This window comes from Halomonas sp. HAL1 (genome assembly GCF_030544485.1).
GTDB lineage: Bacteria > Pseudomonadota > Gammaproteobacteria > Pseudomonadales > Halomonadaceae > Vreelandella > Vreelandella arctica.
In genome coordinates this window covers 2,045,090-2,058,463 of record NZ_CP130610.1, presented here as the reverse complement: position 1 = coordinate 2,058,463, position 13,374 = coordinate 2,045,090, and the positions used below count along the sequence as shown (strand labels likewise).

11 protein-coding genes are annotated in these 13,374 nt (G+C 54.0%); 4 read left to right on the top strand and 7 right to left on the bottom strand.

All coding sequences use genetic code 11. The features are described from left to right. Positions 1 to 9: 9 nt before the first annotated feature. Positions 10 to 3,705, bottom strand: a complete 3,696-nt coding sequence (gene metH / locus Q3Y66_RS09640; protein WP_008957948.1) for a methionine synthase — start codon at positions 3,703 to 3,705, stop codon at positions 10 to 12. A 292-nt stretch (positions 3,706 to 3,997) separates the two neighbouring features. Here metH and nfuA point away from each other — a divergent pair, with 292 nt between their 5' ends. After that, positions 3,998 to 4,621: a Fe-S biogenesis protein NfuA gene (gene nfuA, locus Q3Y66_RS09635; RefSeq protein ID WP_008957949.1), complete on the top strand. Its 624-nt coding sequence runs from the start codon at positions 3,998 to 4,000 to the stop codon at positions 4,619 to 4,621. Between the two features lie 215 nt (positions 4,622 to 4,836). After that, positions 4,837 to 6,525 carry a BCCT family transporter gene (locus Q3Y66_RS09630; RefSeq protein ID WP_368411726.1) on the top strand — a complete coding sequence of 563 codons (1,689 nt, stop codon included), beginning with the start codon at positions 4,837 to 4,839 and terminating at the stop codon, positions 6,523 to 6,525. A 75-nt stretch (positions 6,526 to 6,600) separates the two neighbouring features. Here Q3Y66_RS09630 and Q3Y66_RS09625 read toward each other — a convergent pair whose 3' ends face one another. Beyond that, positions 6,601 to 7,641, bottom strand: coding sequence for a DNA-binding protein (locus Q3Y66_RS09625; RefSeq protein ID WP_008957951.1), 1,041 nt, complete (start codon positions 7,639 to 7,641; stop codon positions 6,601 to 6,603). Positions 7,642 to 7,841: 200 nt separating this feature from the next. Between Q3Y66_RS09625 and Q3Y66_RS09620 the strand changes: the two genes are divergently transcribed. Both Q3Y66_RS09620 and Q3Y66_RS09615 read left to right on the top strand, forming a co-directional pair. Next, complete coding sequence (locus Q3Y66_RS09620) at positions 7,842 to 9,011, top strand: site-specific integrase (protein ID WP_008957952.1); 1,170 nt, start codon at positions 7,842 to 7,844, stop codon at positions 9,009 to 9,011. Positions 9,012 to 9,061: 50 nt separating this feature from the next. After that, positions 9,062 to 9,478: a SufE family protein gene (locus tag Q3Y66_RS09615; RefSeq protein ID WP_008957953.1), complete on the top strand. Its 417-nt coding sequence runs from the start codon at positions 9,062 to 9,064 to the stop codon at positions 9,476 to 9,478. Here the strand turns inward: Q3Y66_RS09615 and yidD are convergent. The 5 genes from yidD to Q3Y66_RS09590 are packed head-to-tail and all read right to left on the bottom strand — an operon-like array spanning position 9,475 to position 13,344. After that, a complete protein-coding gene (yidD, locus tag Q3Y66_RS09610) occupies positions 9,475 to 9,804 on the bottom strand; it encodes a membrane protein insertion efficiency factor YidD (protein WP_008957954.1) in 330 nt (109 codons plus the stop codon). The two genes, Q3Y66_RS09615 and yidD, sit on opposite strands and share 4 nt — an antisense overlap. A gap of 17 nt (positions 9,805 to 9,821) precedes the next feature. Then, positions 9,822 to 10,298 carry a phosphoribosyl-AMP cyclohydrolase gene (hisI, locus tag Q3Y66_RS09605; protein ID WP_008957955.1) on the bottom strand — a complete coding sequence of 159 codons (477 nt, stop codon included), beginning with the start codon at positions 10,296 to 10,298 and terminating at the stop codon, positions 9,822 to 9,824. A gap of 28 nt (positions 10,299 to 10,326) precedes the next feature. Continuing rightward, positions 10,327 to 10,767 carry a transcriptional repressor gene (locus Q3Y66_RS09600; protein ID WP_008957956.1) on the bottom strand — a complete coding sequence of 147 codons (441 nt, stop codon included), beginning with the start codon at positions 10,765 to 10,767 and terminating at the stop codon, positions 10,327 to 10,329. 58 nt (positions 10,768 to 10,825) lie between these two features. Next, the gene (locus tag Q3Y66_RS09595) at positions 10,826 to 11,824 is read right to left on the bottom strand and encodes an alpha-L-glutamate ligase-like protein (RefSeq protein ID WP_008957957.1); all 999 of its coding nucleotides are present in this window, start codon (positions 11,822 to 11,824) and stop codon (positions 10,826 to 10,828) included. After that, positions 11,821 to 13,344 carry an inactive transglutaminase family protein gene (locus Q3Y66_RS09590; protein ID WP_008957958.1) on the bottom strand — a complete coding sequence of 508 codons (1,524 nt, stop codon included), beginning with the start codon at positions 13,342 to 13,344 and terminating at the stop codon, positions 11,821 to 11,823. The genes Q3Y66_RS09595 and Q3Y66_RS09590 overlap by 4 nt, the downstream gene beginning before the upstream one ends. Positions 13,345 to 13,374 lie beyond the last annotated feature (30 nt).

Here is a 13,374-nt window from a genome sequence, read left to right as displayed (position 1 = left end):
CAGCACTAATCAGCTCGGGTCGTAGGAGAGCACCGGTGAGAGCCAACGCTCCATCTCCACAAGCGGCATCTGCTTACGTGCAGCAATCGCCTCGACCTGATCGCGGGTAATTTTGCCGGTCGAAAAGTACTTCGACTGGGGATGGGCAAAGTACCAGCCGGAAACCGCTGCGGCTGGCCACATGGCAAAGTTTTCGGTTAGCGCCAGTCCGGTATTTTCAGTCGCATCTAACAGCCTGAATAGCGACGCTTTTTCTGTATGATCCGGGCAGGCAGGATAGCCGGGGGCAGGGCGTATACCCTGATATTTCTCAGCAATCAATGCGTCGTTGTCCAGCGTTTCGTCGGGCACGTAGCCCCAGAACTCTTTACGCACGCGTTCGTGCATACGCTCGGCAAAGGCTTCTGCCAACCGGTCTGTCAACGCCTGCACCATAATGGCGTTGTAGTCATCGCCTGCCGCCTCATAGGCTTTGGAAAGTTCATGGACGCCATGGCCGGTGGTAACCGCAAAACCACCAATCCAGTCGGCTTTGCCGCTCTCTTTTGGGGCAATGAAATCAGCCAGACTGTAGCAAATACCGTCGCGTCCTTTCGTCGTTTGCTGACGAATATGAAAGAGGCGCTCAATCACTTCGCTGCGCGACTCATCGGCGTACACTTCAATCACGTCATCATCCACGCTATTGGCGGGCCATAAGCCGATGACGCCGCGTGCCTGCACGCGCTTCTCTTCAACCAGCTTGCGTAGCATGACCTTGGCGTCGTCAAACAGGTTGCGGGCAGCTTCACCGACGACCTTATCGTCGAGGATTTTGGGATACTTGCCCGCCAGCTGCCAGCTCATGAAGAAGGGCGTCCAATCGATGCGCTCAATCAATTCTTCAAGATCGTAGTCGTCAAACGTTTTTAGCCCCAGCATATTAGGCTCAGCTGGGGTGTGGGCGTTCCAATCGGTGCGGAAGCGCCGCTTGCGCGCCTGGGTGTAATCCAGGTCCGCTGCTTTGGGGCGGCGCTTGGCATTACGCTCGCGGACCTTTTCGTACTCTTCACGAATTTCAGCTACATAAGCGGCTTTTTGATTGGGCGCCAGCAAACGGCCTGCAACACCCACGGCGCGCGAGGCATCGGTGACATAAATGACCGGGTGCTCATACTGTGGCTCGATCTTAACGGCGGTATGGGCTTTGGAGGTGGTGGCACCACCAATCAGCAGCGGTAGATCCATTCCGCGTCGCTGCATCTCCTTGGCCACGTGAACCATTTCATCCAGCGACGGAGTAATCAGCCCGGAAAGACCAATAATGTCCGCGTTGTGATCTTTGGCCGCCTGCAGAATCTTATCGGCGGCAACCATGACGCCCAGATCGATCACTTCGTAGTTATTACACTGCAGTACCACGCCAACGATGTTCTTACCGATATCGTGCACATCGCCTTTGACCGTGGCCATGACGATCTTGCCTTTGGCTTTGGTCTCTTCGCTTTTCTCAGCCTCGATATAAGGAATCAAGTAGGCCACAGCCTGTTTCATGACTCGTGCCGATTTGACCACCTGAGGCAGGAACATTTTGCCGTCGCCAAATAAATCGCCGACCACGTTCATGCCGTCCATCAGCGGGCCTTCGATGACCTCGATAGGGCGCTCAGCCTGGGCACGGGCCTCTTCGGTGTCATCTTCGATATACACCGTAATCCCTTTAACCAGCGCATGCTGAATACGCTTGTTAACCGGCCAACTGCGCCATTCAAGGTCTTCTTTTTTGGGAGCGCCGCTGCCGTCGCCTTTGTACTTGTCGGCAATATCCAGCAGGCGCTCGGTGCCGTCGCTGCGGCGGTTGAGCACCACATCCTCAACGGCATCGCGCAGCTCGGCGGGGAGGTCGTCATAAACAGCGAGCTGGCCCGCGTTAACGATACCCATGGTGAGGCCAGCACGAATGGCATGATAAAGAAACGCCGAGTGAATCGCTTCGCGCACCGGATTGTTGCCACGAAACGAGAACGAGACGTTCGAAACGCCGCCAGACACCATGGCGTGGGGCAGGTTGTCGCGAATCCACTGGGTCGCTTCGATAAAATCGACTGCGTAGTTATTGTGCTCTTCGATCCCAGTGCCGATGGCGAATATGTTCGGGTCGAAAATGATATCTTCGGCGGGGAAGCCAATTTCATCGACCAATAGACGGTAGGCGCGCTGACAAATTTCGGTTTTACGCGCAAAGGTGTCTGCCTGGCCCTCTTCATCGAACGCCATCACCACAATGGCAGCACCATAGCGTCGGCATTTGGTTGCCTGTTCGCGGAAGGCATCTTCGCCTTCTTTGAGCGAGATGGAGTTCACCACCGCCTTGCCTTGAACGCACTTCAGGCCCGCTTCGATGATCTCCCACTTGGAGGAGTCGATCATAATGGGCACGCGGGCAATATCGGGCTCACCGGCGATCAAGTTAAGGAAACGCTCCATGGCTTCCTTGGACTCGAGCATGCCTTCGTCCATATTGATATCGATGACCTGAGCACCGCTTTCTACCTGCTCAAGGGCAACTTCTAACGCGGTGGTGAAGTCCTCTTCTACGATCAGGCGCTTAAAGCGCGCCGAGCCGGTGACGTTGGTGCGCTCGCCAACATTGACGAACAGCGCGTCAGACTCAATATTGAACGGCTCAAGACCGGATAAACGGCAGGCACGGCTGCGCTCGGGAATAGAGCGCGGCGCCATATCCCGAACGGAATCCGCAATCGCGCGAATGTGTTCAGGTGTGGAGCCACAGCAGCCGCCGATAATGTTGACCAGCCCGCTGGAGGCGAACTCACTAACGATCTCGGACATCTCTTCCGGCGTTTGGTCGTACTCACCAAACTCGTTGGGCAGGCCCGCGTTGGGGTGCGCGGAGACAAAAGTATCGGCCTTTGTAGAGAGTTCTTCCAAATAAGGACGAAGTTCTTCGGCGCCTAAGGCACAGTTCAAGCCAACAGATAATGGCTGAGCGTGGCGCACCGAGTTCCAGAAAGCCTCGGTGGTTTGGCCGGATAGGGTACGGCCTGATGCATCGGTAATCGTGCCTGAGATCATTACCGGCAAGCGTTCGCCGCGATCGTCAAAGAGCTCTTCCAGGGCATAAATAGCCGCTTTGGCGTTGAGCGTATCGAAGATGGTTTCGATCATGATCAAATCGGCACCGCCCGCAATCAGGGCTTCCGCCGCTTCGTAGTAGTTCTCGCGAAGCTCATCAAAGGTGACATTGCGCTTGGCCGGGTCATTAACATCCGGCGATAGCGACGCGGTGCGCGAAGTGGGGCCTAACACCCCAGCGACATAGCGGGGCACGCCGGTTTCGGCGGCAACGGCATCACACACCTCGCGGGCAAGACGCGCTGACTCGCGGTTGAGTTCCACCACCAGCGCTTCCATACCGTAATCGGACTGCGACAACTGGGTGCTATTGAAAGTGTTGGTCTCGATGATGTCCGCACCGGCCTCTAAATAGTCACGGTGAATCCGCGTGACGACATCAGGGCAGGTGAGCGCGAGCAGGTCGTTATTGCCTTTGAGATCCGAGGGCCAGTCACTGAACCGTTCGCCACGAAAATCCTCCTCGCTCAGCTGGGCATTCTGCAGCATGGTGCCCATGCCGCCGTCCAGAATTAGGATACGTTCGGCAAGGCGTTGGGTGAGGGTTGCGGTCAAAGCACTATCAGCCATGGCAGGGGGAGTTCTCCAGCGTCACAGTCGTCAAAGGGGATGTTGTTATCGTCGGAAAAGCAGTATCTGTCGTAATAAGGCGCATAATGATAACAAAAGGCATAGCAAAAGGCGCCCCCAGGGAGCGCTATACGGTGCATAAGCAAAGACAATCACTACACGCATTTGAGAAACAGCATTTAAATAGCCTACTAAAACAGTCGGGATTGTGTCAGCGCGCCGTTTTGCTTACCATAGTGACAAATGACATGTGAAGTGGCGCCGCCACTACCACGGGAGGAAGACAGCCCTCATGACCACGACTAGCGAAATAGATACCAATATCGATACTCAAAGTATTGATATTACCGATAGCGCGCAAGAATACTTGGCAGAACTGCTTGAAAAGCAGAACGTTGAAGGTATCGCTGTACGCATTTTCATTACCCAGCCGGGCACGCCTTACGCAGAGACCTGCTTGGCTTACTGTCGTCCGGGTGAAGAAGAGCCGACGGATGTGCTGCTAGAACTCGAGAAGATCAATGTGTATCTCGACAAAAACAGCCTGGCCTTTATGGAAGAGGCTGTGGTGGATTTCAATGCCGACCGCATGGGCGGCCAGCTAACCATCAAGGCGCCCAACGCCAAGATGCCTAAGGTGAATGCGGATAGTCCGCTTGAAGACCGTATCAATTACGTGCTTTACAGCGAGATCAATCCTGGGCTGGCGGCCCACGGCGGCGAGATCAAGCTGGTTGAGCTGACTGAACAACAATACGCTGTCTTAGCTTTTGGCGGCGGTTGCCAGGGCTGCGCAGCGGTTGATTTAACCCTGAAAGATGGCGTCGAGAAAACATTGATGGAGCGCATCCCGGAGCTTGCGGGCATTCGCGATGTGACCGACCATACCGACACCACCAACGCCTACTACCGCTAAATCTAAACGTAATACCACATCAGAAAAGTCCAGCCACGTGCTGGGCTTTTTTGTGCGCGCCTATAGCTTTGCGGCAAATTACGTTGAACATTCCAACTGTGCTCAACGCAAGAGTCGTGTAATAAACACAAGCGATAAAGCCGCACGCTTGGCACTAGTATGGCGCTGGGCTCATTTGGCTAGCTAGATAGACAAGAGAATAGGGAGTTAGGAACATTAACATTCGCAGCACATTTGCCAATATCCATAAGCCGATTTTTTTCGGCTCATTAGGGCTTTTGTTAGCAGTGACGCTTCCATTGATACTTTTCCCCGAGATGGGGCGAGTATGGGTAATGGCCGCACAAGGGTTTGTGACTCAGAATTTTGGTGTCTTGTATCAAACGATGGGGCTAGCATCGTTAGGCTTCATGTTTTACATCGTGTTTAGCGATATCGGCCAAATTAAATTAGGCGATGTGGACGCCGAACCCGAATTCTCGCTGTTTTCTTGGGGTGCCATGTTGTTCGCTGCCGGTATCGGTGGTGCGGTGGTTTTCTGGGGAATGGTCGAGTGGATGTATTACTTGCAGAACCCTCCGTTTCATCTTGAGCCATTTTCTGAAGAAGCGACCGCCTGGGCTGCCACTTACGGCATGTTCCATTGGGGACCTATCGCGTGGTCAATCTATTTGGTTCCTGCGCTGCCAATGGCGTATTTCCTACACGTGCGCAAGCACAAGGTGCTGCGCATCAGTGAGGCGATCCGCCCAGTGCTGGGTGAGAAGCTCGCCCGTAGTTGGCTAGGTAACGTAATTGATATCCTATTTATTTTCGGCATGCTTGGCGGCGGCGCAACGTCACTGGGTATTTTAGTGCCACTGATTGATGAAGGCCTGGGCGGGCTATTTGGTTTTACGCCGAATGCTCTGAGTCAGATCGGGGTACTTGTAGGCACTACCGCACTGTTTGCCGTCAGCGCCTGGCGTGGTCTGAAAGGCGGTATCGAAATACTTTCTGATATTAATATGTGGATAGGGTTGGCGGTACTGCTGTTTGTACTGACGATGGGGCCAACGGTATTTATTCTGGATACCGGCCTTAACTCACTCGGCCTGATGTTAAGCAATCTCGTTCAGATGGACACCTGGACTGAGCCGTTTGGCAATTTAAATGGCTTTGAAGACAGTGGCTTTCCGCAAAACTGGACGATTTTCTACTGGGCTTGGTGGCTAGTGTTTGCCCCTACCGTAGGGCTATTTATCGCACGGATCTCCAAAGGGCGCCGGATCAAGACCATGGTGGCTGGATCGATCTTTTTTGGCTCACTTGGCTGCGCGCTGTTCTTCGTGATTTTGGGCAACTATGGCCTCTATCTACAGCTTTCGGGTGCGCTGGATGTTATCCAGATCATGAACGACCAGTCGGCGAATGCAGCGTTTTATGCTGTGTTAGGCGAACTGCCGCTCTCATGGCTGGTGACGTTAGCGGTGGTTGTGCTGCTTTCCATCTTTACTGCCACCACGTTCGATTCCATTGCTTATATCCTTTCCTCCGCGGCAGAGAAAAATGTTAATCAAGAGCCAGCCCGCTGGCACCGTCTTTTCTGGGCATTTACGCTCTCGTTATTGCCTATGTCATTGCTTTTCTTAGGTGGGCTTCAAACACTGCAAACGGCCAGTATTGTTAGCGGCGTGCCCCTGCTGGTTATTGCGCTGCTGCTGATGATCTCTATGGTGCGAGCGGCGAAATATGATCTGCGCTTCCAGCCTGACTACAACGACCCGGAAATCAATATTGAAGAGTTTCCCGAAAATGACCCGTGGACAAAAGAGGGTACTTGGGAGCTACCGGATGATAACGGCGATGCTAGTGCTAGCAGTGACGGCTTGAGCAGTAATAATGTTAAGTCGAATACGCCTTAAACGAGCGAGATAGATTCCGCTAATCGGCCACCTCAAGCGAGGTGGCTTTTTTTTGGCTAACTGTTACTAGCTACATTAACGCTTTGGCGATGGCTCCTTATCTTCCAGCGAGGAGGGTAAATCAGTTAGCTGTTGCTGGAGTGCTTCCATTCGTGCCCAGAGTTTCTCTTGCCAGGCGTGCTGTAGCGCCGTTTCCTGATCGGCATGCCGTTGCGCTTGGTGTTTTAACGCCGACTGCGCTTCCTCCAACTGCTCTGCAAGTGTTTGGTGCTGCTTTTCCAACACGCTGTTTTGCTGCTGAGCCTCACTAAGCTGCTGATCCCGCTCGCTGGCTTCCAGCTGTAGCTGATGCAATGCCTGCTGCTTTGATTTTAGCTCTTGGCTTAGTCCTTCGATCCGCTGGTCTGACTGCTGGAGCCGTTTCTGGAAGGTCTTTTCTTCTTGCGCCCGCGCCTGTTGGGCGCTATCCAGCATCGCCATCAATCTTCCTTCAGCCGCTTCGTGACGCTGCTCTTCTTGTAACAATCGCTGTTCCCAGGCCGCTTGCTGTTCGTTGAGAGCAAGGTGATGGGCTTCGCGCTGCGCTTCTGCCTGACTCTCTAGTTGTTGCTGAACTTGCTTGAGTTGCTTGGCCTCTCCTTGCGACGCTTCGGCCAACTGCTGCCAGTGGCGTTCATTGGTCTGACTGGCGGCTAGTTCCCGATTAAGTGCCTCCATTCGTTGCTCAATGTGGCGTAAGTGCTCGGCCAGGGCGCTTTCACGCTGCTCGGCGTTTGCCGCCTGCTGTTTAGCCTCTTCCGCTAGCCGCTGCGCGTCCTCCACCTGTCGATTGGCATCTTCGCGATAGTGGAGCAGCGTTTGATTGGCCACATTTTGGGCCTCACGCCACAGCTCACTGGCCATGGTGACAACAACTTCTGGCACACCTTTGGGTGGCGGCACATCACGGTTTTGTTCGCGCTCGCTGCGCCAAAGGCGGAAGTGATCGCTAATCGTTGTAAAACTGCCAGTGCCCAGTACATCGCGGATACGCTGCACGCTGGGTGTGTCACCACGGGCGAGCAATTCATCAATGGCGTGTTGAACATCGCCGTACTGAATGCCGTTGCGGGCCATATGACATCCTTGCTGGGAATTTTATAGCCGCCATTGTCGGTACTTAAGGGTTAAAAAGCAATTATTACGTATTACATAATACGTAATTTTATTTATCAAATAAGATATAAATTCAAGATTACCCTTATTATCTTGAATTTATACTGCTGCAAAGGCACACTCTGGCACATAGAGAACATCGGCGGTTCAGGGAGTAATACATGCCAAATGCGTTAACACCCGGTGGAGTAGGGCCGCTGCTGCTGGAGCATGGACCTGTAAGCGGGCAGCTTAACGTCAGAATTACGGCACAAAATGATGCTCAGGCGGTGATGGCTTGGCTTGAAGAGTACGTTGACAGCCCACAAACCTGGAAAGCGTACCGCCGGGAATCCGAGCGGCTTTTACTCTGGCTGAATAGCCAAGGACTCACGCTGGCAGATATCCATAGAGATGCGCTGCGCCGGTTTGAGCTGTTCCTTGCCGACCCTCAGCCCAGTGATCAGTGGGTAGGGCCCTCCAAGCCCCGCGCACACCCAGCGTGGCGGCCGTTTCGTGGGCCTTTATCGCCCGCCAGTCGGCGCCAGAGCTTAGTGATTCTGCAGGGCATGTTTGCCTGGCTGGTAGAAGCCGGGTGGGTTAGCCATAACCCGTTTCGCCTGATGCGTGATAAATCAAGGCGCTTGAACAATCAGGCGCCGCGCATTGAGCGTTACCTGGAGAGCGATGTATGGGCGTGGTTCTGGCAGTGGCTCAATGAGCCGTTAGCGGTGGAAGAGGGTAGTCGAAGGTTTTTTGAGCAGGCGCGTCGACGCTTTATCTTTGGTTTTGCCTATCTACTCGCTCCGCGAATTAGCGAAATGGCAGATGCCCGCATGGGCGATTTCCAGCGCAGCGAAGGGCGCTGGTGGTGGAGTGTGGTAGGTAAGGGCAGCAAGGTGGCGCGGATACCGCTACCCGACGACATGCTGGCTTGCCTGCGACAGTGGCGCCAAGCGCTAGGCTTGCCTGACCAGCTTACCGAGCTGGAGCATAATGCGCCGGCTCTACGCGCCCTGGATGGGCAGCGCGGCTTGGGGCACAACCAGCTCTATAGGCTGATTCGGGCAACGTTTCAGCAGGCAGCCCTAGCGCTTGAAAAGGAGGGCGGCGCTTCACAGCATGTCAACGCGCTGCGCCAGGCAACGCCACACTGGTTACGGCATACATCGATTACCCATCAGGCTCAGTCGGGCATTAGCCTGCGCCATTTGGCTGAAAGCGCGCGTCATGCGCGTCTCGATACCACATCTCGCTACCTGCATACCGAAGACATTGAGTGGCATAACGAGCAGCAGCTTCATCGGTTAAGCAATTCGCCATTGACTCGTTATAATGGGGCAGATTCATAGCTTCCTTAATAGCTATACCAGTAGCCATTATCCATTTAGAAGGAAATACCATGAGCACTTCCGGCGCCGAACTGGCCCAGCAAGAGCTGATTGAAGATTTCGAGATATTCGATAACTGGATGGATCGTTATCAGTACATTATTGATATGGGCAAACAGCTGCCTGACTTCCCCGACGATTGGAAAGTCGAGGAGTTTAAAATCCAGGGCTGCCAGTCTAATGTATGGATGCGGCATGAAGAGGAGGGCGATAAGCTGATTTTTAAGGCGACGTCCGATGCCGCTATTGTGTCGGGCCTGATTGCCTTATTACTGCGCATTTATAGTGACCGCTCAGCAGCAGAGATTCGTGCTACCGAACCGCACTTTTTAGCTGATTTGGGATTGGATAAGCATCTCTCGCCAACCCGTAGCAACGGCTTACATGCGATGCTTGAAAAGATCTATCAGGTGGCACACCAGCGCTAGCGGGAATGGTGGTCGCTGCAACAGGAAGAGGATGCATCTTCGTCCTCGCGGCAAAGCTGCTCGCTTCGGCCGCCGGGTACTGGGTCCATGCCGCCAGGGCTGCCTGGGTGGCACTTGACGATACGCTTCACGGCCATCCAGCCACCTTTTATCGGCCCATGCACCTGAATTGCTTCAATGGTGTAGGACGAACAACTGGGCCAGAAGCGACAGCGCGGGCCCAAAAGAGGACTAAGCGTATATTGATAGGTTTTAACGCAGCCAATCATCACGCTAGTTAATGCCCAGCGCAGGGCTGATCGCAGTGATGTTAGACAGCGGCTCATGGCTAGGCGCTTCATGGCTAGGAAGAGGCTTTGCTGCCGTAGAGCTCATCGGGATCGATTAGCGGCGTGCTGGTAATCGATGCCTGCTCTTGGGCCACGCCAATATAGAAGCAGCTACGACGTCCGGTATGGCAAGCGGGTCCTGTTTGCTCAACTTGCAGAAGCAGGGTGTCACCATCGCAATCAAGGGCAGCGGACACAAGCTGTTGCTGCTGGCCCGATGACTCCCCTTTGCGCCACAATTTTTCCCGTGAGCGCGAGTAGTAACAGACCCGCTGAGTGGCTAGGGTCTCTTCTAGCGCCTGACGATTCATCCACGCCATCATTAGCACTTCTTTGGAGTCGTGCTGCTGGGCAATCGCAGGGATTAAACCATCGGCATTAAAGCGCACAGCCGTTAGCAGGGTTGCAATAGCGGGCAGGCTATCATCAGGGATAGCACGCTCAAGCTGCTTAAAAAGGGCGTCTGGAGCTACTTGGTCAAAACGGGACATACATTCTACTCGCTAGCTATTGAACACATCAGCTTGTTCGACAATCCTGACAGAGCCCTTGTAGCTCAATGGTTTGGCGCTCAACGTTAAACCCTTGGCTGTTTGCCAGAGCCGCCAGTTGATCACTGATCTCATCTAAATGCAGCTCTTCTACGTACCCGCAGTGTCTGCAAATGAGCAACTGAAAACCATGCACATGCTCAGGGCACGCGCAGGCCACATAGGAGTTTTGCGACTCAATCCGATGCACCAAGCCCTGGTCAATCAGAAACTCAAGCGCCCGATAAACCGTCGGCGGCCTAGCCGCCGCATGTTCGGTAGACAGCTTATCCAGCAGATCATACGCCTTCAGCCCACCACCATTTTCGGCAATCAGCTCTAGCACGCGCCTGCGTATGGGCGTGAAACGAACGCCGCGGATGTGGCACTGAGACTCTGCCTGCTGCAGTAGTGTATTCGCTTGGGTCATGGACAACTCGTTGAACGTGGTTAGCCTAGGCTCTCGTCAATAGGCTCTTATCGCCAGTCTACGCGCTGGAAGAGGTGGTGTCAGGGCTTTCTACCAGCTCACTTTGCCGCGCGAAATGGTGTTGGGAAAAGGCGACACGCTGTTTGGCAGGCACGCCATCCGGCTGCCGCTCAATTAGATCCAGGCGACGGCGCAAACCTTCCCCATTGGTCATTTGAATGGCTAGGCCGGGGCGTGCATTCAGTTCAAGCAGCATCGGCCCATGCTTGCGATCCAACACCATATCCGTACCGAGATACCCCAGGCCAGTCATTTCATAACAGCCCGCGGCCAGGTTCAGCAGCGTTTCCCACTGAGGCACCACTAAGCTTGCCAAGTCGTGACCCGTATCGGGATGACTAAAGCAGGGCCGGTCAAACTGAACGGCGCGTAGTGCAGCCCCCGTTGCAATGTTTAGCCCCACTCCCACGGCACCCTGGTGCAAGTTTGCCTTGCCATCAGAGGCGGCGGTGGAAAGCCGCATCATGGCCATAACGGGATAGCCCTTAAAGACGATCACCCGGATATCGGGCACCCCCTCGTAGGTGTAATCCATCAGGCTTTCATCGAAATTGATCAGCGTCTCAATCACCGCCACATCGGGCGAGCCGCCCAATGAGTAGAGACCGGAAAGAATATTAGAGACGTGCCGCTCAACATCGGTGAGGGTTAGCTTGGCACCACTTGGCTTGATAAAGGCATTATCTTCGACCTTTTCAATCACCAAAATTCCTTTGCCGCCGCTACCTTTAGCAGGCTTGATAACAAAGCCTGCATGGCCCGTGAGCATGTCGCCGATGTGCTTAACCCCGAACTGGGTGGTCACAGTGCCGATCAATTCTGGCGACGTTATCCCATATTGCTGGGCGAGCAGTTTGGTCTTAAGTTTATCGTCCACCAAGGGATAGAGTCGGCGGCTGTTATAACGGCCAATGTAGCGGATATTACGCCGATTCATGCCAATGATGCCTTTATCACGCAAGCGCGTGGGCCACGTCCAGTTGTTGAACCAACTCATGATGGTTTCTCATCATCAATAATTGGCTTAAAGCGGCGTAACTCCAACAGTCGGTAGCCAGTGTAATTACCCAGCAGCAAGATCAACGCCATGAGTATCAACTGCACGCCTAAGAAGTTGAACGTGATATGGCGTACCCAGGGATTGTTCATCGCCAGATAGGCAAGGACGGCGGTGATCAAGCTGCCGCCACCCTGGATCAATACCTGCTTAGGACCTTCCTCTTCCCATAGAATCGACATCCGCTCGATAGTCCAGGCAAGGATGATCATCGGGAAGAAGGTAATCGTTAAGCCAGCACTCAGCCCCATGCGATAGGCCAGTACAGTAAAGATAGAAATGATCGCGATCACCGTGATGATGACCGCGGAGACCCTGGCCACCAGCAGCAAGTTCAAGTAAGAGAGGTAGTTACGGATAATCAGCCCGACCGCAACGATAAGCAGGAAACCGATAAGGCCAGTGGGCAGGGTGGTCTGAATGAAGGCGAGGGCGATCAAAACCGGCATGAAGGTACCGGATGTCTTTATGCCTACCAAGACACGTAAAAACACCACCATTAACGCGCCAATCGGAATCAGCAGAATAGTCTGGAATAGCGCCTGTTCTTCCAACGGCAGGCTATGAATGGAGAAATTCAGCAGCGTGTCTTCGGAATAGTGATTGCGCACCGCGGCTGAAGCCGGCTGATCGTGGGTCATCATTGAGAAGGTAACCCGAGAGTTGGTGCCACCTTGTACTTCTAAGACGGCTCGACCGCCTGTTTCCCACAACAGTAGGTTTTCGGGTTTGCCTTGCTCGCCTGTCAGCGGATGAAAAATGGCCCACTGTTCACCAGACTCGTCAAACACTTGAATCCAACTACTAAGTGTTTGGCGGCGACGTCCATCTTCCAATAGCAGTCCGCTTACTTCGCGCGCTAATACGCCCGCTTGGTTGAGCAAGCGGACCACCAGCGCTGCTGGGTTTTCCTGAGATAACAGAAGACGCGCGTTTTCGCCCTGACGCTCACCATTCACATCTCGGATCAATTCCCGGGCAAACGTCGCGTTATTGGCGCTGCGAGCCCAGGCTTGTTCGATCAGCTGGCTAGCCGCCGTGTCATAGGGGCTTTCCCATGGCGTTATAGGAGCCATTTCAGGCGGCGTTTGCACCGGTGCTCGGGCATCTTGCGATACCAGCATTTGAACGGAGTAGTACAGCGTTTGGCTGCCAGCCGCTTCGCGAATCGTCCACTGCGCGGTACGGCCTAGCTCATCTGCCTGGTAGGCCAAGCCATACCCTGATGATGCTGTATTTTCGGTTAATACCCGATAACCAGCCTGATGAGAAGGCAGCGCCAAGTCGACTTGCACAGGGCCATCTTGAGCATTGAAGTTTATGCCCGCTTCAATCTCCCAGACTTGGCGTTGTTCACCGGGGAGCCAGGGGATTTCAAACTGCACATGGCGATGTATGCTGGTGGCAATACCCGCGACCAACAGCAAGCCGACAATGATATAAAACATTAACCGTGACATGGAGATTCCTTTCTACGTAAAGCGCCAGGG

Bases quoted from the DNA above. Each gene is read 5' to 3' on its own strand.
- metH (WP_008957948.1), bottom strand. From the start codon at position 3,705: ATGGCTGATAGTGCTTTGACCGCAACCCTCACCCAACGCCTTGCCGAA.
- nfuA (WP_008957949.1), top strand. From the start codon at position 3,998: ATGACCACGACTAGCGAAATAGATACCAATATCGATACTCAAAGTATT.
- Q3Y66_RS09625 (WP_008957951.1), bottom strand. From the start codon at position 7,641: ATGGCCCGCAACGGCATTCAGTACGGCGATGTTCAACACGCCATTGAT.
- Q3Y66_RS09620 (WP_008957952.1), top strand. From the start codon at position 7,842: ATGCCAAATGCGTTAACACCCGGTGGAGTAGGGCCGCTGCTGCTGGAG.
- Q3Y66_RS09615 (WP_008957953.1), top strand. From the start codon at position 9,062: ATGAGCACTTCCGGCGCCGAACTGGCCCAGCAAGAGCTGATTGAAGAT.
- yidD (WP_008957954.1), bottom strand. From the start codon at position 9,804: ATGAGCCGCTGTCTAACATCACTGCGATCAGCCCTGCGCTGGGCATTA.
- hisI (WP_008957955.1), bottom strand. From the start codon at position 10,298: ATGTCCCGTTTTGACCAAGTAGCTCCAGACGCCCTTTTTAAGCAGCTT.
- Q3Y66_RS09600 (WP_008957956.1), bottom strand. From the start codon at position 10,767: ATGACCCAAGCGAATACACTACTGCAGCAGGCAGAGTCTCAGTGCCAC.
- Q3Y66_RS09595 (WP_008957957.1), bottom strand. From the start codon at position 11,824: ATGAGTTGGTTCAACAACTGGACGTGGCCCACGCGCTTGCGTGATAAA.
- Q3Y66_RS09590 (WP_008957958.1), bottom strand. From the start codon at position 13,344: ATGTCACGGTTAATGTTTTATATCATTGTCGGCTTGCTGTTGGTCGCG.